Here is a 23,095-nt window from a genome sequence, read left to right as displayed (position 1 = left end):
TACTAGTTCAGGTAGCCGACTTTCAGGCGCAGGCCGATGACATTGTTCGAGTAGTCGCCGCCCACATCGGACGAATCCCGCCGCTTGTAGTCATAGGTCAGCCCCAGCTTGACGCGGGGGTTGAAGACATAGTCGACGCCAACGCCGGCCGAGTAGTCATTGTCTTCCGTCGCACCCGCGGCGGCTTCGTCCGTCAGATGCGCATAGCGCAGATTGCCGAACAGCTCCCAGGTGCGTGCCAGGTCATGCGTCGCATCCAGTGAGACGCTCGTCACCAGCCGCGCCCCCGCATCGGCATCCGTCGATTCTGCGATGCTGCGCCCCGTGCTGAGCCTGAGATTCGTCAATCGGTTGGGCAGTTCCCAGTTCACCGAGCCCTTGAAGTCGAGCCCGCTGACGTCGTCGAGTGCCGGATCGTCGAAGGTACGCGTCAGATAACCGACGCCGAAGCTGACCTGCAGCTGCGATGACGGGAAATAGGACGCACCGACACGCGCCGCATAGCCCGTCGCATCGCGGTTGAAGCCGTTGTCATCGACGGCATCGACATAGTCCAGTCGATTGACATTGCCCTCGACGAAGGCGCGGATGTGACGCTGGACGCCATAGCTGAGCCGCGCCTCGCCGTCATAGATGACGACATCGCGGTCGTCGTTATTCTCGACGTCCGTATCGTGGAAATTGGCATAGGTCACGCCGCCGCCGCCCTGAACCCCCAGTCGGTTCGGCCGGCTGCGGACGAGGATCTTGCTGCGATAACGGTCGAACTTGGTGGTCTCGTCATTGACGGCGACATTGTCGTCGCCGCGATTGTCGTGACCGCGGCGATAGCTGACCAAGCCGTCGATCTTGGTGGCCCGCGTGACATCGACCGTGCCATTGGCGCCAAGCCGCGCATCGAGCGAATTGTCCGCCGTATTGTCGAGATAGCGGTCGGCGCGGAGACCGGCATCGATTGCCAGCTTGTGACGCCGCCAGGTGGAGACCGCCTTCATCGTCGGCGCGACCGACAGGATGAAGTCCTCCTCCTCCTGGCCGTTGTCTTCCAGAGCGATATTGTCGTCATAGCGCGCGCCGAGCTCGACGCTGGGCTTGAGGACGAACGTTCCCACCGGTATGCCCTCTTCGCGCGACCCGCCCGACTGCGCCGCGACCTGGCCGGCGGCAAGGGCCGCCACCAGGGTCGCCGCCGCCGTCATCTTGTACGGAATTCTCATGCCCCACCTCTGTAAGTCATTGCGGCGCTCGGTCAATCGACAAGACACCCTCTGCTCCATCTTGCGCCTTGACCAGGCTGAGCCCGGTCCAATCCATTCAGCCGCTCGCCAGCTCGGAATCACCAGGTTCGCTGAGGCCGTCGGCGTCGTCTTCCTGCACCGCCGTCGCAGCATCCGCCAGCGCCGTCTCGTCGACGCCGATGGCCTGTGCCACGGGCGCAGAGATGACGGCGACATCCGTATTCGATGCCGTCGCGACGGCTGCCACGATTTCCGCCGCCGCATCAGGATTATCGGTCGCCACGCCGACGGCGATATCGGCCGCCTGGTCGGGCGCCACCGCCGCCGCAGCGCCGGCCACCTGCGCCGCCTGCGCCGGCGCCTGTTGTGCGATCGTCCGCGCCACCTGCACGGCGCTTCCCGGGAAAGCCGTCACCATCTGCGTCGTCAACGCCACCGCCGCATCGGGGAATTTCGCGAGCACCTCTGCGACCGCGGCAGCGAAGGAGTCGGGATTGGCCTGCGCCACCTGGACGGCGAGCGCAATGGCGCCGGCCTGGTCGCCCGTGAAGGCGTTGAGATCCGCGACCGACTGTGCCTGCGCCTGGCCCACCTGCAGCAGGACGGCGACGGAGGCGACGAGGCTTAGACGTCGAACCGATGTCAACATGTGCTTTCCCTCTGATAACATATCGAATGTGGTACACGGACCCGGCGGGCCGGTCAATCGCGCTCAACGCTTGCAGCATCTTAGAGGCGCAATGTGTTGCAAAATGGTCAACATGTTGATCGGCAGCATGCGTTATCGGGCATTTGTCCGGCGTGGAAGTAAACCCGACCCGGGACTTCGCGGGACGAGGCGGGACTTCGTGGGACGCCGATAGCTCGATTGGCGCTCCGCTGTCCCGGCATGGGGCCTTGGGTTTGTTTCGGTAAATCGGGTTTTCAGGCAACTTGTCGCTCTTCGTTCTCGATCATCGATGCGTGCCAGGCGGCGAAGGCGCGGCGGCGCGCGGCCCTCGCCTCGCTCAGGTAACGGCCCAACAGGCGGTGATGTCCCTGGTGAGCAGAGATTTCCGCTGCGATATTTAGCTCGACGTTTCGGAGGGCGAACTGCGCAAATTTCCTCTCCATCGAGGTCATATCTAGTGACTTCATATATTGGCGGAACTCCTCCGCAGTTTTCAGTCGCTCCTGGAAATGAGCATCGACCGTCAATGGTTCGCCCTCGAAGTCGATCAGCGCCTGCTCACAGCGGGCCAGCCGCGCCTCCGCCTCTGCGAGAACGAGCGCACGAAAGCCCCGCTCATCGCCGGGCAACAGCTCCGCCGGCGAAATATCGGGCTTATCGAGAATGATACCGAGCCAGGTGTCGACGGCCGACGGGTCGGGGCGCGACGTTGCGCCATGGCGGCGCGCATTGCCGGCGACAATCGCCTTGCCGGCCGCGGTTCGGGGGCCCGTGCTCTTCATGGCATTGGCGCGGTTGCGCTCCCTGATGGCGTCGGAGGTCACCCCTCGATCACCTCGCCCTCGGCCGGCCGTTGTTTGTGGAGGGCATCGAAGTCGCGCTTCACCTCGCGGCGTCGCCGTTCGAGCTCCTGGACCTTCAGGTCATGTTCCCGGATATCGTTGCCGACGCCTGTAAAGGCGGCCCCCATCACCTCGACAGCGTCCATGCCGAGCGCCGCAATCTCCTCGCAGGCTGCAGCCTGTGCGTCCCTGTCACGGGAGATTGCGCGCACGGCCAGGTCCGCGCCCTCTTTCTTCGCCGCCTCCAGGTCGAACCCGAGAGGCTCTTCCCAATCGTCTTCCGTCCCGCCAGCATCGACGTGCCGCTCCCAGGCTTCGTCGACAGCATTTGAACCTTCGGAGCGGCGATGGGCGACCAAGGCCGCCTCGACCGCTTGGCGGGCAGTCCTGCGAATACCCGCCTCCCGCATGCGGCGGCGCTGCAGAAGCTCCCACTCGATGGCGACGAGGTTTTCGGCAATGATACATTCATAGGGCGTGAGCGGCGCCAGCGAGTGCATGAGACCGCCATGAAAGGCCTCGAAGGAGCCGGGATCTTCGCCGATGATCGGATCGCGAGCGGGGAGGATTTCGGCGAAGCTCGTGAGGTTGAACCGCTGGGGGTCTGGCAGACTGACCTTCTTCGACATCGCCTTCTCCCTTCAATCCACCCGAAATGCCCGATGTTCAGCCGGTTCGTTCGCCTTCACTACCCGTCCAAGTCTCGTCAATCACTACTATATCTGGAGACGTGTGGCGCATCAACCTCAAGATATTGCGGGGCCTGGAAGGTTTTTTCAGGGGAAGATGCGTAGACGGAAATTGGTGACGGGTCGTTCTCCAAGCCCAAGGGATCACGCAGTCTGGTTCTGCCAAGCCGGTTCAGGATGCTCCCGAGCCATGTTTCGGCAGGCCGATACGAATGCCCGGCCGATCGTCAGGCGCCCCGATGAACTCAATGCCTGCGGTTTCAAATACCCTTTGGATGGCATCCAGTGTGCGTGCCCGACTTGGGGGTACTCCTTCTTCGGCCTCCAATCGCTGCACTGTTTTCATGGCAATGCCGGCCCGCTCAGCTAATTCGTCAGCGCTCCATCTCAACGCCGACCTCGCCATTCGCAACTGAACTCCGGTGAGCATTGACGATCCACATAATGTCCTATATTAAGACATTTATATCCTGTGTGAGGACAATATGTCTGTCGACTGGCGTTCCGAGTTTCAGCGTCTTGAGGGCGCCTATGCACCGTCAACGATGCGGGGTTACTACGCTGATGTCGAGGCCTTCGAAAAATGGTGCCATGCACATGGTCTGGCCGAACCATTCCCCGCGTGTATCGAGACTGTCTGCCGGTTCCTGGAGGACCAGGGGGAGAAGAGAGCCCCGTCCACGGTCCGACGCCGTCTCTACGCCATCCGCAAGGCGCATCGCCTTCTCCGATTGCCCGATCCAACATTTGATGAGGAGATCAACCTCGCCTTCCGGCGCATACGCCGCCGCAAAGCCGTTCGCCCGAAACAGGCCAAGGGCCTGACGCGCGACTATCTCGATCGCTTTCTGGAGACCGAGCCCGACACGCCCTGGGGGCTGCGCAATCGCGCCATGCTCTCCCTTGGCTACGAACTCCTGACCCGTCGCTCGGAACTCGTCGCACTGCGCACAGACGATCTGGAAATGCGTCGCGACGGCACCCTCCGCGTTCTCATCCGGCGGAGCAAATCCGATCCCTTCGGCCAGGGGCGAATCGCCTTCACCTCCGAGCGGACGGCACAGCTGGTCCGACAATGGCTGGATTGGCGTGGCCCGGAGATCGACTGGCTCTTCTGCCCCATCTACCAGAATAAAGCGATCAATCGCGATCTCGGCACCACCACGGTCAAGCGGCTAGTGAAAAACGCGGCCAGACGCCTCGGCCTTGATCCGTCGGACGTGGACGCGTTCAGCGGGCACTCCATGCGCGTCGGCGCCGCGCAGGACCTGCTGACAAGAGGGTTCGATACGGCCGCCATCATGCGCGCCGGTGGCTGGAAATCGGTCAACGTGCTGGCGCGTTACCTGGAGAAGGCCGAACACAACGTATGGGCCTAATAATCCCCTACTGTGCGCTTCGGTTGATGCCGACTGGCCACCGCCAAATCCGAAATGGCGCGACCGTGACAAATATCACCGCTCCAACCTACCCGGATCAACCTATCTGTGGCATGTTCAGAGGCTATTCACCTTTGTGGGTGAGCCTTTGCGATCATCAAGGCTTGAAGTTGAGGTAGCGTGAAAAAGGATCTGACGCCGGGATCGGTGGACGAACCGACGGTGCGGGCCATGGCCCTCCCGACCGACCCGCTGTTTTCCAGCCAGTTCAATCTTCTGAACACCGGCCAGACCGGCGGCATTGCCGGCATCGACCTCAACGTCACCGGGGTCTGGGCCGACTACACCGGCGCCGGCGTGACCGTGGGCATCATCGACGACGGCGTTTCCCACACCCACGCCGACCTCGCCGCCAACTACGACGCCTCGATCGACAATGACGCGCGCGGCAATGACGGCGACGCCATGGCCGAGGGCTCGGACGCCCACGGCACTGCGGTCGCCGGCATCATCGCCGCCGACGACAACGGCTTCGGCTCCGTGGGCGTCGCCTTCGACGCCACCATCGCCGGCTTCCGCATGGGCTTCGGCGCCGACGGCACGCTGGGCCAGATCACCGAGAACCTGCGGCTCCAGACCAATGTCGACATCTCGAACAACTCCTGGGGCTTCGGCGGCTTCTTCTCCGACAACTTCAAGAGTTCCGCCTTCGCGCCCCACGCCGCGGCGCTGGAGGAGGCGGTCGCGACGGGCCGCGACGGGCTGGGCACGGTCTGGGTCTTCGCCGCCGGCAACAGCCGCGCCGACGGCGACGACGTCAACTATCACAACTTCCAGAACTCCCGCTTCACCATCGCCGTGGCGGCCGCCGAGGACGACGGCGACATCACCTTCTATTCGACGCCCGGCGCCGCCGTCATCACCACGGCGCCGGTGGCCGCGGGCGGCGGTTCGGGCGGCGTCATCACCACCGACCGGGAAGGCTCGGCCGGCTATGTCAGCGGCGATTTCGTCAATGGCTTCAACGGGACGTCCGCGGCGACCCCCATGGTCAGCGGCGTCGCCGCCTTGATCCTGGAGGCGAACCCGGACCTGGGCTACCGCGACGTACAGGAGATCCTGGCCTACAGTTCCCGCCGGATCGACGCGGGCGACAGCGGCTGGGCGCTCAACGCCGCCGGCGACTGGAACGGCGGCGGGCTGCACGTCAGCCACGATTTCGGCTTCGGCCTCACCGACGCGCTGGCGGCGGTGCGGCTGGCGGAGAGTTGGCGCGACCAGTCGATCCTCGCCAACGAGTTCTCGGTCGGCGCCAGCCGCTCGCCGTTCCTGACCATCGCCAACAACGCGACCGTCACCGATACCATCACCATCACCGATTCCGTCGACCTGGAATGGGTCGAGGTCGACATCAACATCGACCACAGCTGGATCGGCGATCTTGTCGTCACGCTCACCTCGCCCGGCGGCACGACCTCGACCCTGGTCGACCGGCCCGGGCGGCACACCAGCGGTTTCGGATCCGGTCAGGACGACATCAACTTCGTGCTCACCAGCGCCCGGCACTGGGGCGAGGACGCGGTCGGCGACTGGACACTGTCGATCTCGGATCACTATGCCGAGGACAGCGGGCGACTGCTGAGCTGGTCGCTCGATCTCTACGGCGATCCGGCGGACGGGGACGACGACTACATCTACACCGACGAGTACGGCCTCTTCGCCGCCGGCGACGCGCAACGCCGCAGTCTGTCCGACGACGGCGGCAGCGACCGCATCAACGCCGCCGCCCTGACCGGCGCGGCGCTCATCGACCTCACCGCCGGCGCAGCCGGGTCCCTCGCGGGCCAGACCTTCACCATCGCCGACGGCACGGTGATCGAGGACGCCATCGCCGGCGACGGAGCCGACACCCTGCTGGGCAACGCGGTCGCCAATGACCTGAACGGCGCGCGCGGCGACGACGTGCTGGACGGCGGCGCGGGCGACGACACGCTGACCGGCGGCGACGGCGCGGACCTGTTCCGCCTGACAGTCGGCGAGGGCGGCGACACGATCACCGATTTCGACGTCAGCCTGGACGCCCTCGAACTCGACGGCTCGGGCGCGATCCGCAGCACGGACGATTTCGTGGCGGCCGGCGTCGATGGCGCCGGCGGCTTCGACGTGACCCTGGACGACGGTGCCATACTCAGTCTGCTCGACGTCTTTGCAGCCGAACTGGCCGACCTGTCGATCAGCTTCGTCAATGCGCCCCCGGAGAACCACGCCCCGCTTGCCGCCGCCGACACAGCATCGGTTCAGGAAGACGGTTCGGTCGCCATCGACGTGCTGGCCAATGACAGCGATATCGATGGCGACAGCCTGGCGGTGACGGCCGCCGCTGCCCTGCATGGCACAGTCTCGGTCGCGGCCGACGGCAGGCTCGGCTACACGCCCGATGCCAACTTCAGCGGCGACGACACCATCACCTACACCGTGAGCGACGGGGAGCTCACCGACGAGGGCTCCGTCGCCGTCACGGTCGAGGCCGTGAACGACGCCCCGCTTGCCGCCGCCGACACGGCATCGCTGCTGGAGGACGGTTCGGTCGCCATCGACGTGCTGGCCAATGACAGCGATATCGATGGCGACAGCCTGGCGGTGACGGCCGCCGCTGCCCTGCATGGCACAGTCTCGGTCGCGGCCGACGGCAGGCTCGGCTACACGCCCGATGCCAACTTCAGCGGCGACGACACCATCACCTACACCGTGAGCGACGGGGAGCTCACCGGCGAGGGCTCCGTCGCCGTCACGGTCGAGGCCGTGAACGACGCCCCGCTTGCCGCCGCCGACACAGCATCGGTTCAGGAAGACGGTTCGGTCGCCATCGACGTGCTGGCCAATGACAGCGATATCGATGGCGACAGCCTGGCGGTGACGGCCGCCGCTGCCCTGCATGGCACGGTCTTGATCGCGGCCGACGGCAGGCTCGGCTACACGCCCGATGCCAACTTCAGCGGCGATGACACCATCACCTATACCGTCAGCGACGGGGTGCTCACCGGCGAGGGCTCCGTCGCCGTCACGGTCGAGGCCGTGAATGACTCCCCGCTTGCCGCCGCCGACACGGCATCGCTGCTGGAAGACGGTTCGGTCGCCATCGATGTGCTGGCCAATGACGGCGACGTAGACGGCGACAGCCTTACGGTGACGGCGGCGGTGGCCCTGCATGGCGCGGTTTCGGTCGCGGCCGACGGCACACTCGCCTACACACCGGACGCCGACTTTAACGGCGACGACACCATCACCTACACCGTGAGCGACGGGGAGCTCACCGACGAGGGCTCCGTCGCCGTCACGGTCGAGGCCGTGAACGACGCCCCGCTTGCCGCCGCCGACACGGCATCGCTGCTGGAGGACGGTTCGGTCGCCATCGACGTGCTGGCCAATGACAGCGATATCGATGGCGACAGCCTGGCGGTGACGGCCGCCGCTGCCCTGCATGGCACAGTCTCGGTCGCGGCCGACGGCAGGCTCGGCTACACGCCCGATGCCAACTTCAGCGGCGACGACACCATCACCTACACCGTGAGCGACGGGGAGCTCACCGGCGAGGGCTCCGTCGCCGTCACGGTCGAGGCCGTGAACGACGCCCCGCTTGCCGCCGCCGACACAGCATCGGTTCAGGAAGACGGTTCGGTCGCCATCGACGTGCTGGCCAATGACAGCGATATCGATGGCGACAGCCTGGCGGTGACGGCCGCCGCTGCCCTGCATGGCACGGTCTTGATCGCGGCCGACGGCAGGCTCGGCTACACGCCCGATGCCAACTTCAGCGGCGACGACACCATCACCTATACCGTCAGCGACGGGGTGCTCACCGGCGAGGGCTCCGTCGCCGTCACGGTCGAGGCCGTGAACGACACTCTTTACGGCCATCCCGGCGATGACACTCTTTACGGCGGTGCTGGCGCCGACTACATCGATGGCGCGTCGGGGGCAGACTATCTTTCAGGTGGCGATGGCGGCGACGTGCTCTATGGCCAGGCCGGTGACGACTTTATCGATGATCGCGGGACGGACCTTGGCGCCGACATCCTGGTCGGCGGAGACGGTCATGACACCATCCATGCTCATGCCGGCAATGACCGGGCTTATGGCGGCAATGGCGATGACCTGATACGCGGCTTCACGGGCAATGACACTCTTTACGGCGATGCTGGCGCCGACTACATCGATGGCGCGTCGGGGGCAGACTATCTTTCAGGTGGCGATGGCGGCGACGTGCTCTATGGCCAGGCCGGTGACGACTTTATCGATGATCGCGGGACGGACCTTGGCGCCGACATCCTGGTCGGCGGAGACGGTCATGACACCATCCATGCTCATGCCGGCAATGACCGGGCTTATGGCGGCAATGGCGATGACCTGATACGCGGCTTCACGGGCAATGACACTCTTTACGGCGATGCTGGCGCCGACTACATCGATGGCGCGTCGGGGGCAGACTATCTTTCAGGTGGCGATGGCGGCGACGTGCTCTATGGCCAGGCCGGTGACGACTTTATCGATGATCGCGGGACGGACCTTGGCGCCGACATCCTGGTCGGCGGAGACGGTCATGACACCATCCATGCTCATGCCGGCAATGACCGGGCTTATGGCGGCAATGGCGATGACCTGATACGCGGCTTCACGGGCAATGACACTCTTTACGGCGATGCTGGCGCCGACTACATCGATGGCGCGTCGGGGGCAGACTATCTTTCAGGTGGCGATGGCGGCGACGTGCTCTATGGCCAGGCCGGTGACGACTTTATCGATGATCGCGGGACGGACCTTGGCGCCGACATCCTGGTCGGCGGAGACGGTCATGACACCATCCATGCTCATGCCGGCAATGACCGGGCTTATGGCGGCAATGGCGATGACCTGATACGCGGCTTCACGGGCAATGACACTCTTTACGGCGATGCTGGCGCCGACTACATCGATGGCGCGTCGGGGGCAGACTATCTTTCAGGTGGCGATGGCGGCGACGTGCTCTATGGCCAGGCCGGTGACGACTTTATCGATGATCGCGGGACGGACCTTGGCGCCGACATCCTGGTCGGCGGAGACGGTCATGACACCATCCATGCTCATGCCGGCAATGACCGGGCTTATGGCGGCAATGGCGATGACCTGATACGCGGCTTCACGGGCAATGACACTCTTTACGGCGATGCTGGCGCCGACTACATCGATGGCGCGTCGGGGGCAGACTATCTTTCAGGTGGCGATGGCGGCGACGTGCTCTATGGCCAGGCCGGTGACGACTTTATCGATGATCGCGGGACGGACCTTGGCGCCGACATCCTGGTCGGCGGAGACGGTCATGACACCATCCATGCTCATGCCGGCAATGACCGGGCTTATGGCGGCAATGGCGATGACCTGATACGCGGCTTCACGGGCAATGACACTCTTTACGGCGATGCTGGCGCCGACTACATCGATGGCGCGTCGGGGGCAGACTATCTTTCAGGTGGCGATGGCGGCGACGTGCTCTATGGCCAGGCCGGTGACGACTTTATCGATGATCGCGGGACGGACCTTGGCGCCGACATCCTGGTCGGCGGAGACGGTCATGACACCATCCATGCTCATGCCGGCAATGACCGGGCTTATGGCGGCAATGGCGATGACCTGATACGCGGCTTCACGGGCAATGACACTCTTTACGGCGATGCTGGCGCCGACTACATCGATGGCGCGTCGGGGGCAGACTATCTTTCAGGTGGCGATGGCGGCGACGTGCTCTATGGCCAGGCCGGTGACGACTTTATCGATGATCGCGGGACGGACCTTGGCGCCGACATCCTGGTCGGCGGAGACGGTCATGACACCATCCATGCTCATGCCGGCAATGACCGGGCTTATGGCGGCAATGGCGATGACCTGATACGCGGCTTCACGGGCAATGACACTCTTTACGGCGATGCTGGCGCCGACTACATCGATGGAGGAGTAGGCAGCGACTACATCGCCGGCGGCGCAGAAGATGACATCCTGACTGGCAGCCTTGGTGCGGATATATTTGTCTTTTCCAATAGCGACGGTGCCACGAGCGACGATGTCATCACCGATTTCGAGTTGGGAACCGATAAGTTTTATCTAATCGGCTTGACGGTGGCGAAAATCACCGACACAGGGGCAGATGGCGATATGTCCGCTGGCGACGTTTTTGTAACATTCTCGGATGATAGCAGCGTTCTCTTGCTCGGCATTACCGGCTTACAGGAAAGCGAACTCTACTAATTGTCAACGCCGGAGTAAAAATGCATCAGCCGACCAGAGTAAAAATGCATCACTTGTGATCGAGAGAGGGCCCCGCGGGGCCCTCTCTCGATTGCGCGTCGTTCAGTCCTGGGCGGTTTCTTTTGATCGCCCCTGCGCCTGCTTGAGACGGTAGCTTTCGCCGTACATCTCAAGGATATGGACGTGATGCGTCTGAGCTACTCCCCTTCCGTTGGACAGGTTTGACCAGGATTTAAGCTACAGTCGGTGCCGGCCGATCGGGTTTTCCATCACGTACATCACGCTACCATGGCTGTCGGCTGGAGGGCCGGGCGGGAGCCCGGGCCGGAGGCCGACAGCGCATTTCGATATACCGAAGCCGGGGTCGCCCCGCCATGGGCATCCGGTCCGAAGCACGTACAGCATGCCATTGAGAAAGCGTCGGTTGTCATGCGCCGGACGGCAGCCCCGCCCGCGCTCAGGCGGCAAGAGCGGACCGATCACCGCCCACTCCGCGTCCGTAAGGTCTCCCCGATCCACACAAGCCTCCGCGCAAATGGTCTTGACCCTTCAAACTGGTCCGATTGGGATGCGAATTTTCGGGCACGCTTCGGAAGCGAGAGGAGTGCCCAGATGCCGAAGAAACGATTCACCGATGAGCAGATTGCGTTCGCGCTCAGGCAGGCGGAGGCTGGCACGAATGTTGGCGAGATCTGCCGGCAGCTGGGTATCAGCGAAGTCACCTTCTACCTCTATGGACGGCTCTCCCATTGCAAGTGATCTACGAACGAGTGCCTGGGTCAGTTGCTGACATCTATCCGGCATCTGACAGGCAAAGCCTGCTGTGCCCAAATGGGGAATCCGCTCGCGCCGGCCTCTACAGCTGGTAGGCCTCACAGGCCTCGATAAAAATCAGGCTCCTGGCGCGCCGGTCCGACCTGTGCATCTCATTTCTCGATCAGCTCGCAATCTGCAGGCGGGGCCTTCAGTGAGCGCCGTGGTAGACGTCGCCACTTCGGAGCACGGCCCAGATAATCCGTGCGTTCTTGTTGGCGACGGCAACCGTGGCTCGGTTGAAGCCACGTCGCTCCCGAAGCTGGTTGACCCAGGTGTTGAAGGGATCGGTCCTTCTGCCCGCTGTCCGAACGACCGATCTGGCGCCATGGACCAGCAGGGTCCGCAGGTGCTGACTGCCGCGCTTGGTTATGCCCAGCAGGACAGTACGATCTCCGCTCGAGTGCTGTCTGGGGACGAGACCGATCCAGGCCGACAGGTGACGACCGTTCTTGAACTCCGAACCGTCCCCAATGGCAGCGACTACGGCGGTCGCCGTCTTCGGGCCGACCCCTTTGATCCTTGCGATCCGTTGGCACGCTTTACTGGAGCGGAACACCCGCTCGATCTTCTTGTCGAAGGATGCGATGCGGCGATCGAGATCCATGAACAGGTCGTGTAGTTCGCCAATCGCTTCCCGCGCCAGGCCAGTGAGTTCGTTCTCAATGTCGCCGAGGATCTCGGGGATCATGCGCCTGGCGCGGGTGATGCTCTTGGGGAAGGCGAAGCCGCGATCGAGAAGCAGGCCGCGGATCTGGCTGACGACGGCAGTCCGATGATTGACCATGCGCTGGCGTGCCCGGTGCAAGGCCTGGATGTCCTGCTGCTCGATCGTCTTCTTGGGCACGAACTGCATGTGCGGCTGACGCGCGGCAGTGCAAATCGCTTCTGCGTCGTTGCCGTCGTTCTTCTGCCGGCGGACGAACGGCTTCACGTACTGGGGGCTGATGATCTTCACCCGATGGCCGAGGGCTTCGAACTTGCGTTGCCAGTAGAAGGCGCCTGTACAAGCCTCGATGGCAATCGTGCAGGGTGCGATCTGGCCGACAACATGTAGCAGCTGGTCGCGCATCACGCGCTGCCTCAGCAGCACGCGACCATTCCGGTTGACGCCATGAAGCTGGAAGGCGGTCTTGGCGATATCGATACCGAGGGTCGCGATGGTCATTGGCTCTCTCTCCTTCTCTGCTCGTTCCGGCTCCAAGCCTCGGGTGATGGAGGGAGAGCCGTCCATCCCATCAGTTGGAAGAAGGTCTATGCCGGGATGGGCGTGTCGGAGATCCGTCGCCTGAAGCAGCTTGAAGATGAGAACTCGAAGCTGAAGCGACTGGTGGCGGATCTGACGCTGGACAAGTCCATGCTGCAGGATGCTTTGCGAAAAAAGTGGTGAAGCCTGTTCGTCGCCGCGAAGTCGTCCGCCATTACCAGGCGGCCTTCGCGCTGTCGGAACGCAGAGCGTGCCGGGCCATGGGCTTCGGACGGGCTTCCCACAGATACCAGTCCCGCCGTGATCCGGTGGTGGAGATTCGGATGCGGCTCAAGGAACTGGCCGAGAGCCGGGTTCGCTACGGTTATCGGCGGCTGCATGTCCTGCTGCAACGGGAAGGCTGGCGGATCAATCACAAGCGGACCTACCGGCTCTACAGCGAAGAGGGCCTCTCGATCCGGACCCGCAGTCCCCGGCGCCGTCGGTCGTGCCGCTACCGATCCGGCCGTGCTGCGGCGGAGGGCGTGAATGATGTCTGGGCGATGGACTTTCTTTCGGACAGGCTCTTCGACGACCGGCCGTTCCGGATCCTGACGATCGTGGACTGCCATACGAGAGAGGCTCTTGCGACCGTTGCGAGGACAAACTTCCGGGCGCACCAGGTTGTCGAGGAACTTGATCGAATTGCCAGGCGCCGCGGCAAGCCGGGGAGTATCCGTGTCGACAACGGCCCCGAGTTTGCGGGTCGGCTGCTCGACCAGTGGGCTTATCTGAACAAGGTCCAGCTGGACTTCTCACGGCCAGGCAAACCCACGGACAACGCCTTCATCGAGGCCTTCAACGCCCGTCTTCGACAGGAATGCCTGAATGCGTCATGGTTCCTGTCGATGCCCGACGCCCGCCAGAAGATCGAAACCTGGAGGACGGACTACAACGAAACCAGGCCGCATTCGGCGCTCGGTAACTTGACGCCGAGCGCCTTTGCGGCCCAACTGAAATCAGCCCGAAAGGTCGCATGAAGCCCGGACCAAAGACGGGGTGAAGTCCATCGTCCTTGTTCCAAAACATCAGGATGGACCAATTCAATGGGGGAGGCTCAGCGTCCAATCGGAGCGTAACCACAGGAACCGACCTATCTAATTCCGGGAACATCGAAAAACCATATTTGGTAAGGGATGTAGCATTGTTCAAAATGCCAAGATAACTGGGTCCACACTGTAAAAATTAGCAACACACCAAGATACGGCAAAGCCGAATGCAGCGCTGCGAAAGTGCGAAAGGGCAAAAAAGGAATTCGTGCGAAAATCATAGTCTGGATGGGAATAAAATAGTAACCAAATCTGTCGGCCAAAACTGTTGAAACTGGGATTAGAACGAGCAGCAGCCCCATTCCAATCGCACCAATAGTCACAATACTATGATCCCGTGGCCATGTCCGAAGCCAACTGTTTTTCAAAAATAGGAAAAAATACAGCCCTGACAAAGCAAGAAAGGCGATGCGAAAACTAGCTCCCGCTGCCTCAACTCCAGTTCCAAAATAGCGACTAATTGCGATATCAGCGGATTCTGTTGCGGCCAAAAGGTACAGGACCGGGACTGAAAGTGCGGCGGCGAGCATCAATCGGTTTCGACTGAAGCTGCCGGCGGCAAGTGGCAGGAGCAAGATGAAGATCAGTGCACTCGTATGGAATCCTGCGGCCAGTACCACCCAAAGTGCATACCGAATAGGACGTCGATCAATATATGCCACGAAGGCAATGCACAGAAGTCCAATTGCCGCACCTTGTCTGATACCAGACATTGGCATATTGACGATCAGTATGGGAAAAAGAAGAATCAGAAAACCCAAAGGATCGGGTTGCCGTCGCGCGAGGACGTGAACACCTAGGAAGAATATCGCGCTCGAAATAATGTTTGTAACCGGATAGGGTAGACCCATGTTTCGAATCCCGCCGAGGATAGCCCACCAAATCGGCTCTCTATATTCTGTGACAGATGACCAGTCAAAATTGGTAGCGTTCATATACTGATTATAATATCCCCACCAATCGCACCCGACTTGGTAGCGGAATGCTGAGAATACAAATAAGCTAATTAAGACTAGAAAATAGGTTCGATTGCGAAACTCATCTTGCGTTGCAAGCGCATAGCGCAGAAGAAACAGGATATTGGCTAACGCGACATAGAGCATTGGTTGTTTCAGGCCTCATCTCTGATCTGGTGGCGCATTTATCCCAATAGAGTCCGTTTGAGAATGCGCTCAATGGCTGATCCGTCGCAGCAGAAGGCTGCTCATCGCGACGTGGATCATGGCTTCGGATACGTCTATGCGCTGCTCGTAGTCGCGCAACCAGGCGTCGCCATCGTGTGAGACAGCCGAAGGTGCGTTCGACGACCCAGCGGCGCGGCGGGACCTTGAAGCCCGGCTCTTTGTCGATGCGGCGCACCACCTCGATGACGAACTCCTGGAAGGCGGCCTTGTCCATGAGCTGCGTGCGGTCGTACGCGCCGTCGGTAAACAGATGCTTGAACCACGGCCAGCGTTTGCGCACCGCGTCCAGGATCATCTGCGCGCCGGCGCTGTCGGATATGTCGGCTGACGTCAGGTTGACCATCAGCAGCCGACCGTCGGTGTCCACGGCGATATGGCGTTTGCGGCCCACCGTCTTCTTGCCCGCATCGAACCCGCGCTTTGCGCCGGGGGCCGGAGCCTTGACCGTCTGGCTGTCGAGCACGCCGCCGGACGGGCTGGCCTCCCGTCCCCGACGCTCGCGATCCATCATCAGCGCGATGTCGTGGATCGTCTGGAACAGCATCAGCCGCACGAAACGTCGGAACCACCAATAGACCGTCTGCCAGAGCCTGCCCCGGGCTTGACCCGGGGGCGGAAAGTCCTTCGGCAGCATGCGCCAGCCGCCGCCGGAGCGGGTCATGTAGCGGATTGCGTTCAGAACCTCGCGCATCTCCACGCCCGGCCTGCGCCCGCGCTTCGCGGGCGTCGGCAACAGCGGGACGATCCACTCCCATTCCGCGTCGGTGAGATCGGTCGGGTAACGCTTCGTCTTCCGCTCGATCGTGGCCATGCGGCCTCGCGTCTCTCGTGTCCACATAAACAGGGTGAATCACGATTTGCCCCATCAGGGGAATCCCCTTTCTCAAACGGTCTCTAAGCCGGTCAGCCCCGCACCTTTGCGATCGCGTTGAGCGTCTCGCGCGCGTTTCGTTCCCATGAGAAAGTCTCCCGGACATACCACTCGGCGTTCCGCGACAGACGCTCCCTGTACTCGTTATCGTCTATGATACGTGTCATAGCACTGGCGACTTCCGCATCCACATCTTCTCCGTAGGGGTCGACCAATACGCCGGTAAAACCATCCTTAACCGGCGTACTCGTTCCGCTTCCCCGACCGCCGATCACCGGCGTGCCGAGCGCCATGGCCTCGGCGTAGACAATACCAAAACCCTCCGTTTGCCGGGCATCCCAGCCCGTGGTACTCAGAATAGCGAATAGATCAGCCATGTTATAGAAGTCGGCGAGCTCGTCACTGCTTACGCTGTCAATAAAGTGAAAGTTACCAGGCTTGCTGCTCATACATGCAAGAGCGTACAGACGTTCGGCCTCTGGACCACGCCCGATGACAACATGGTGGACGTCACGCCCCTCAGCCAATAGCCGGCTCACTGCACGGATCACGACGTCGACGCCTTTTCGCTTCACGAGGTTGCAAACACTAAGCACGATAAACGCGTCAGTAGATAGGCCGATCCGTATGCGGAGCTTGTTTGGATCACGGTCGGTTTGAAGCTTTGCCAGATCGACACCATTATAGATTGTCACTATTCTTTTGTTGTCGGCATCGCGCCGCCCAATAAGGCACGACAGCAGAGTTTCGGTATAATCGCTTACAGGTGTGATTATATCTGCCATCGCAAAAAGGCGGCGTTTCAAAAACCTGCGGATAGCGCCCCCAGGCATGACATCGCCTCCGTGAGGAATTACGAGGATCGTGACGCCCGGCCGTCGGAGTCCAAGCATTAAGGGAAAGTATTTTAGGTAGGAAAAACTGAACACTATTACCTCGTACCTTTCATCGCGCATCGCGCGATAAGCGGCCAAGTAGCGTCGCAACCTTCCGATGGCGCGAGCACGTAGAATTGGTCTAAGGCGCGGGATACGCCGAATAGATATGCCGTCTACTACGTCCTCACCAAAGTCATCCGCTTGTAAGTCAACCGCCGTAACTTCCGCGCTGAGAGCGCGCAGTGCCCGAACATGCTCGAAGGAGAAAGTTCCTCGGGGGTCTTTCGCTGAGCGCGGGAAGCCGTTGCCCGTTAAGTAGAGTATACGTATCTCCATTCTTTGTCCTGTGAAATGGTTGCGAGCGCATCTCGGCTGCTCGTTTTAGATGTTGTTGTCAGGCGTCACGCCCATGAATGCGTCGTTTGCCACGGCTTGCATGATAACGTCCGCGACGTTCGTGCGCCACGGTCGGCTTCCTGCGCTTTAGCGTCGCTGTAGGATCACAAACGCCGGACGTGTGCCGAGCTAGTGCCGCCATATTCCCTGCGCCATCTGATGGGATGGACGGCTCTCCCTCCATCACCCGAGGCCTGTGAGGCCTACCAGCTGTAGAGGCCGGCGCGAGCGGATTCCCCATTTGGGCACAGCAGGCTTTGCCTGTCAGATGCCGGATAGATGTCAGCAACTGACCCAGGCACTCGTTCGTAGATCACTTGCAATGGGAGAGCCGTCCATAGAGGTAGAAGGTGACTTCGCTGATACCCAGCTGCCGGATCGCATCCGCCATCGACATGCCCTGGCTGTGCAGGACGTCCGCCTGGCGGAGCTTGCCCACGATCTCCTCAGGCTTGTGACGCTTCCTTGCCATCTTTGATCCTCCTTGTTCCAAAATATCAGGATGTACCAATTCAATGGGGGAGGCTCAGTAATGCTCGACGAAGGCTTCGACGGCCGGCTCGAGTGCGCCCGGCAGATAGTAGTTCTCAAGTTCCTCCGTCACCGTGATCAGAGCCGGAAAATCCACGATCCGCCAATCCAAGGTTGCCGCTCAGAGTAATCAACCCGAATGGTCGCATGAAACCCGGACCAAAGACTGTGTGAAGACCATCTGGGCTACTTGCGATGCGGCAGGCCGCGTAGGAAGTCGGCAGCTGCGAGCATTCCATTACGCTTGCGGATGTGGGGGGCGGACGCCGCAACGATCTCCTGTCGCGTTGTTCGCGCGGTGTACGCGGCGTAATCGAGCAGATCTGAAATCTCCACGCGCGGCACGTTGCGAAAAAAGGGGAAGTCATCCGGTACGGTTGGATAACGGTGTGTCGCATAGACCGGAATGCCACTGCCCAACAACTCGGCAGTCTTGAGACTCGAGCCTTCCGTCATGTTTTGCCGATCCAGCGCGAGCGAGCCGATGCCGACATGGACCTCCTCGAGGAGTACGCGATACATGTCACGCTCCAGATAGCCGTGGATCTCGAAAGTTTTAGCAAGAAGTGGGTCCTCAGCAATCTCCTTCATTTGCGCTTCTGATAGATTACCGACGAGATGAACTCGCAACCGCGAAGCGCGATCAGGATCCCTCTGGACCGCTTCCACGAGCCTGTCAAGCCCATGCCACTCGGTGAAGGTACCGCATATAAACACCGCCGAGATTCGCGCCGAACCGCGTCGGTCGGGCACGGCGCCGACGGCAGCATCGCCCACCAAGTTTGGATAGACCGAAATTGACTGCTGGGGGGCATATGTATCCCGTTCATATTCAGCTACATCTAGAGTCACCCCCAGTGACGCGAGCGCGTTCTGCACCGAGATCTTAATTAGCCTGCGGTCGAGCCATGCGGCCAGTCGTCGTATAGCTGTATCGGCAATTAGAGTGTGTTCCTCAACCTCCTTGGAATGATGAATCGTAACCCGGTTTCGGACAATAGGTGCAAAAAACGGCGCGAAAATGTCGACCGGCATCTGGCGAACCAAAACGTAGTCGAACCGCCGCGAAAGGCGCAAGATCTCCAGCCAGCCTTGTAGGTTCCGTAACGGGCTGCCGCGTAAGGGCCACACGACTCGCTTCGCGAAGGGAACGTGCGGCTCCGCGTCTTGCAAGGCAAAAGTCGACCATTTTACCCCGGGAATTGTTCCCGCGGCAGCACGCTCGGCTTCAAGCTGAGCTGTTTGACCATAAGTCAGCCGGTTCACGACCGACAGATGTGCAATTCGTGTCTCGGTCGTTACAGTGTTCGCTAAATGCGAAGACTCCCTTTTTTCTGACATACCGCCCTCTCCAATCAACGCCCCAAAGCGCGCTACTATGCCTTGTCCCGCAAGACCACCTTGGCGGCGTGAATCACACAAACTCGCCTCCGGAAAACTCGGGACGGTTCATTAATGCATCAAGCTCCGAACATTTTTATGATGGCGTCCGCCGCGCGTTCCGCGGCTGCCCCGTCCCAGCCCTCTGGAACTCGCGCCTCTTTGTAGCGACCCTCCAAGATAGCACAAACATGGGGTAAGATCTCGTGCGGGTCTTCCCCGATCAGTGTGTTGGTTCCGTCAGAAATCGTCACTGGCCGCTCAGTGTTAGGTCTTAGGGTGAGGCAAGGAATATTCAGCCAAGTGGCTTCCTCTTGAACGCCCCCGGAATCGGTCACAACGAACGCGGCTCGCTGTTGCAGGGCGATGAAAGACGTGTAGCCCTGCGGATCTAAGAGCTGCACCCCTGGTAGTTTGAGCTCAAGGTCGGATAACTTGGCACGAGTACGCGGATGCACGGGGAAGACCAAAGGTACCCGTTTGGCCGTCTCAACCAGAGCGTCAGCGATCGACTTGAGTCGTCGCGCTTCGTCCACGTTAGATGGGCGGTGCAGTGTAACCAGCCCATACGGTCCTACCGGAAGCCCCAACCTGGACAAGTCCTGTATTCGAGCTTGGGGAAGCATTCGCCTGAGGGTATCAATCATCGTATTGCCCACAAAAATAATTTTTGTGTCTGATATACCTTCGCGGCGGAGATTCTCGTCTGCTTGGCGTGAATGGGTCAGCAAAAGATCCGACAGGCGGTCCACGACCAGACGATTGATCTCCTCCGGCATTTTATTGTCATACGAACGCAGACCAGATTCCACGTGTATTACCGGAATGCCAATTTTACTCGCCGCCAAAGTCGCTGCTAGCGTTGAATTAACATCGCCATATACGATAACGGCTCGGGGGGAGAAGTTCCCGAATATAACACCCAACTCAATCAGGATCCGTCCGGTTTGTTCGGCATGGCTGCCCGACCCTACGGCGAGGTTTATCTCCGGCTCGGGAATGTCGAGCACTTGGAAGAAATCTCCCGACATTTGCGCGTCATAGTGTTGTCCGGTATGGATAATGATTTGCGCAGCTCGACCGAGAAGCGCCCGATATACTGGGGCCATCTTCATAAAATTCGGGCGCGCACCTACGATGTGAACGTATTTGCCCGGAGAAATAGCCTTGGTCATTTTAATATCTCCACAGGAGGATTCGACTAATCAATTCATTGCCCATTTTCAGAACTGCTCTTGACAGAGTGTTTGTTCTATTGGCATATTGCTCTGTTTATATTGTTGACGGCAATGCTGAAAATTAACGTCATTACTGTTCGGTCAATAACCATTCTACTCTAAACATGAACATTGCGATAGTCGATCGACTGATGGTGATTTTTTCAACTAGAAACAGCCTTTTTGACCTTTCTGAAGCAGATTATCCAACGCCAAAACGACGACGCTCGGCCGCAATTGCGCGCATCCGCGAACGGATCTCCGGGTGATCTGCCTCGTGCTCACACCGCACCGTCTTCGGATCGACGCCGGTCAAGCGACAGGCGCGCCGCTGAGAAATGCCGTGCCCGTTCATTGCTCGCAGTGCCGCATCCCGCCGCTCCGCCGACGTCGTCAGGGCTTTCCCAACAGATTCTTCAGTACGGCGTTGTCCAGCATCGTGTCGACCAGCAACTTCTTCAGCCGGACGTTGTCGCTCTCCGGCGTCTTCAGCCGCCGGGCTTCAGACACGTCCAGGCCGCCGTACTTCGCCTTCCACTTGATGGGATGGACGCCTCTTCCTCCCCCGCACACGATTTGGATGCTGGAGACACGAGAGAAACACATGATCATCAGGACCATCGGGTGAACCGCGCCGAGTTTCCCGGAGGCTCCAACTTGTAAGAAGAAGGAGCTGTTATGCGAACATAATCGACACGGTATCCGACGGAGGTTCGCGAGCGGGCGGCGCAAGCTGGAGGCCATCGCAGCGGACCGCAACGCGCCGCAGAAGCACGTCTGGCGTTCCCGGATCGTTCTGCTGAGCGCGGACGGTTTCGGCACAAACGCGATCATGGCTGCGACCGGCACGGCGAAGACGACGGTCTGGCGCTGGCCGAAGGCGTGGACGGCCTGCTGCGCGACAGGACCCGGCCGCCCGGCAACGCGCCGGCTCCTGACGCGCATGCCGCGAGGGTTGTCGAAATGACGCTGAAGCCGCCGCCGCGCGAGGCGACGCACTGGACGGGGCGGGCCACCGCGAAGACCGCCGGCCTCGCCGTCTCGACGGTGCAGAAGATCTGGAAGGCGCACGGACTCACGCCGCATCGCTGGCGGCGCTTCAAGCTATCTAAACATCCCGCCTTCGCCGACAAGCGGCACGCTGTGGTCGGGCTCTACATCGTGCCGCCCGCGCATGCCGTCGTGCTCAGGGGGGACGAGAAGTCCCAGATCCAAGCGCTCGACCGCACGCAGCCCGGCCTGCCGCTCAAGAAGGGCCGCGGGGGCGACCATGACGCACGACTACAAGCGCCACGGCACGACCACGCTCTTCGCGGCTCTCAACAGCTTGCCCCGGACCCAATCCGGAGTTCTCACCGGCGAGGTCTTCCGGAGGAACGTGCAGCGCCAACGCCACCAGAAGTTCATCCGCATCCTAAACGCCCTTGAGCGCGACATCCCGACCGGGAAGGTGGTGCACGTGATCCTCGACAACGGAGCCTGTCCTCGGGCCGGCCTCCGGCCGGCCCCGTGGGCCGCTCACAAGTATGCGAAGGTCCGCGCTTGGCTCAACCGACACCCGCGCTGGACCCTTCACTTCACGCCGGCGTCCAGCTCCTGGCTGAACGCCGTGGAGGGCTTCTTCGCCAAGCTGTCCCGGCAACGCCAGAAAAACGGCGCCTTCTGCTCCGTCGCCGAGCTGCAGGCCGCCTTCAACCGTTTCGTCGTCGAGCGCAACCAGAGCCCGAAGCCCCTCGTCCGGCGAGCCGACCCCGACCCCATCATTGCCGCGCGTTCCCGAGGGTTCCAAGCGTTGGCGTCAATCCACTAGAATTTATAGAAAGTTGTTTTTATCACTGCAGGAATATTATTAACATCTTTCCTTACTAATAATATTTCCTGAGCGCTTTTACATCTCAGCAAAAAAGGGGGTTCATGTAAAATCACGCCGCTCTTTATGTCTATTCGAATATTAGGCCCAGACCGTTTATCAAGATTCGGTTCAAATTGAGCGATATCCGGAAGGTGTTCAGTGACAAGTAAATATTTGAAATTCTGCTCTTGATTAAGTCTAGCAACAAATCTTTTAATATCAGCGTTCGATAGATGTTGTAACACTTGACGCAGAATGCCAATTTCGCCGGACGGCAGTTTATCCATTGTTAAATCTAATTGTCTAAACTCCACTTTTTTCGAATTAAATCTTTTTTTATTTATTTCAATAATTGTTTTTGAAATATCGCAAGCAACATAATTCACACAGCAGTCTACAAATTGGGACCCTACATTAAAGTCGCCGCAACCCAGATCCACTATAGTTTCAATTTTATTCTCCCGCAATATTTCTCTAACAGCATTAACATAGGGACCAACAATATACTGCTCGTGCGACCCACTTCCACTTATTCCATTTCCCTCTTGGCCGGTACCCCAAATGTGGTTTAAATAAATACT

General features: G+C 60.5%; 13 protein-coding genes and 4 pseudogenes. 6 read left to right on the top strand and 11 right to left on the bottom strand.

What is annotated here, in order from left to right:
* Positions 1–2: 2 nt before the first annotated feature.
* The 4 genes from TEF_03890 to TEF_03875 all read right to left on the bottom strand — a co-directional run bounded on the left by TEF_03890 (position 3) and on the right by TEF_03875 (position 3,379).
* Positions 3–1,217, bottom strand: a complete 1,215-nt coding sequence (locus TEF_03890; protein ANK80022.1) for a hypothetical protein — start codon at positions 1,215–1,217, stop codon at positions 3–5.
* 97 nt (positions 1,218–1,314) lie between these two features.
* Complete coding sequence (locus TEF_03885; protein ID ANK80021.1) at positions 1,315–1,887, bottom strand: hypothetical protein; 573 nt, start codon at positions 1,885–1,887, stop codon at positions 1,315–1,317.
* A gap of 275 nt (positions 1,888–2,162) precedes the next feature.
* Positions 2,163–2,732, bottom strand: coding sequence for a hypothetical protein (locus tag TEF_03880; GenBank protein ID ANK80020.1), 570 nt, complete (start codon positions 2,730–2,732; stop codon positions 2,163–2,165).
* Positions 2,729–3,379 carry a hypothetical protein gene (locus TEF_03875; GenBank protein ANK80019.1) on the bottom strand — a complete coding sequence of 217 codons (651 nt, stop codon included), beginning with the start codon at positions 3,377–3,379 and terminating at the stop codon, positions 2,729–2,731. Before TEF_03875 ends, TEF_03880 begins: the two co-directional genes overlap by 4 nt.
* A 791-nt stretch (positions 3,380–4,170) precedes the next feature.
* Between TEF_03875 and TEF_03870 the strand changes: the two genes are divergently transcribed.
* From TEF_03870 to TEF_03860, 3 genes are all read left to right on the top strand, one after another.
* The gene (locus TEF_03870) at positions 4,171–4,818 is read left to right on the top strand and encodes a hypothetical protein (protein ID ANK80018.1); all 648 of its coding nucleotides are present in this window, start codon (positions 4,171–4,173) and stop codon (positions 4,816–4,818) included.
* A 180-nt stretch (positions 4,819–4,998) separates the two neighbouring features.
* Positions 4,999–11,097, top strand: a complete 6,099-nt coding sequence (locus TEF_03865) for a hypothetical protein (protein ANK80017.1) — start codon at positions 4,999–5,001, stop codon at positions 11,095–11,097.
* Positions 11,098–11,709: 612 nt separating this feature from the next.
* Complete coding sequence (locus TEF_03860; protein ANK80016.1) at positions 11,710–11,856, top strand: transposase; 147 nt, start codon at positions 11,710–11,712, stop codon at positions 11,854–11,856.
* A gap of 205 nt (positions 11,857–12,061) precedes the next feature.
* Here the strand turns inward: TEF_03860 and TEF_03855 are convergent, their stop codons facing one another.
* Positions 12,062–13,078, bottom strand: coding sequence for a transposase (locus TEF_03855; GenBank protein ID ANK80015.1), 1,017 nt, complete (start codon positions 13,076–13,078; stop codon positions 12,062–12,064).
* Here TEF_03855 and TEF_03850 point away from each other — a divergent pair.
* Together TEF_03850 and TEF_03845 are read left to right on the top strand one after the other, a co-directional pair.
* Positions 13,077–13,300: pseudogene (locus TEF_03850) on the top strand (hypothetical protein). The gene TEF_03855 and the pseudogene TEF_03850 overlap by 2 nt on opposite strands.
* A gap of 50 nt (positions 13,301–13,350) precedes the next feature.
* Entirely contained in the window at positions 13,351–14,136 is a 786-nt protein-coding gene (locus TEF_03845) for a transposase (protein ANK83261.1), read from the top strand.
* Positions 14,137–15,377: 1,241 nt separating this feature from the next.
* On the opposite strand, the pseudogene TEF_03840 reads toward TEF_03845, so the two are convergent.
* The 6 genes and pseudogenes from TEF_03840 to TEF_03815 all read right to left on the bottom strand — a co-directional run bounded on the left by TEF_03840 (position 15,378) and on the right by TEF_03815 (position 21,202).
* Positions 15,378–16,200, bottom strand: a pseudogene (locus TEF_03840) (transposase).
* A gap of 92 nt (positions 16,201–16,292) precedes the next feature.
* Positions 16,293–17,216: a hypothetical protein gene (locus TEF_03835; GenBank protein ID ANK80014.1), complete on the bottom strand. Its 924-nt coding sequence runs from the start codon at positions 17,214–17,216 to the stop codon at positions 16,293–16,295.
* A gap of 631 nt (positions 17,217–17,847) precedes the next feature.
* Positions 17,848–18,006 carry a transposase gene (locus TEF_03830; protein ANK80013.1) on the bottom strand — a complete coding sequence of 53 codons (159 nt, stop codon included), beginning with the start codon at positions 18,004–18,006 and terminating at the stop codon, positions 17,848–17,850.
* A 245-nt stretch (positions 18,007–18,251) separates the two neighbouring features.
* Complete coding sequence (locus tag TEF_03825) at positions 18,252–18,656, bottom strand: hypothetical protein (GenBank protein ID ANK80012.1); 405 nt, start codon at positions 18,654–18,656, stop codon at positions 18,252–18,254.
* An 869-nt stretch (positions 18,657–19,525) separates the two neighbouring features.
* Positions 19,526–20,620: a UDP-N-acetylglucosamine 2-epimerase gene (locus TEF_03820; protein ANK80011.1), complete on the bottom strand. Its 1,095-nt coding sequence runs from the start codon at positions 20,618–20,620 to the stop codon at positions 19,526–19,528.
* Between the two features lie 435 nt (positions 20,621–21,055).
* Positions 21,056–21,202: pseudogene (locus TEF_03815) on the bottom strand (transposase).
* 160 nt (positions 21,203–21,362) lie between these two features.
* On the opposite strand from TEF_03815, the pseudogene TEF_03810 reads away from it, so the two are divergent.
* A pseudogene (locus TEF_03810) lies at positions 21,363–22,472 on the top strand (DDE endonuclease).
* Positions 22,473–23,095 lie beyond the last annotated feature (623 nt).

The sequence above is a fragment of the Rhizobiales bacterium NRL2 genome (assembly GCA_001664005.1).
GTDB lineage: Bacteria > Pseudomonadota > Alphaproteobacteria > Minwuiales > Minwuiaceae > Minwuia.
This window is presented reverse-complemented; position numbering and strand designations above follow the sequence as displayed.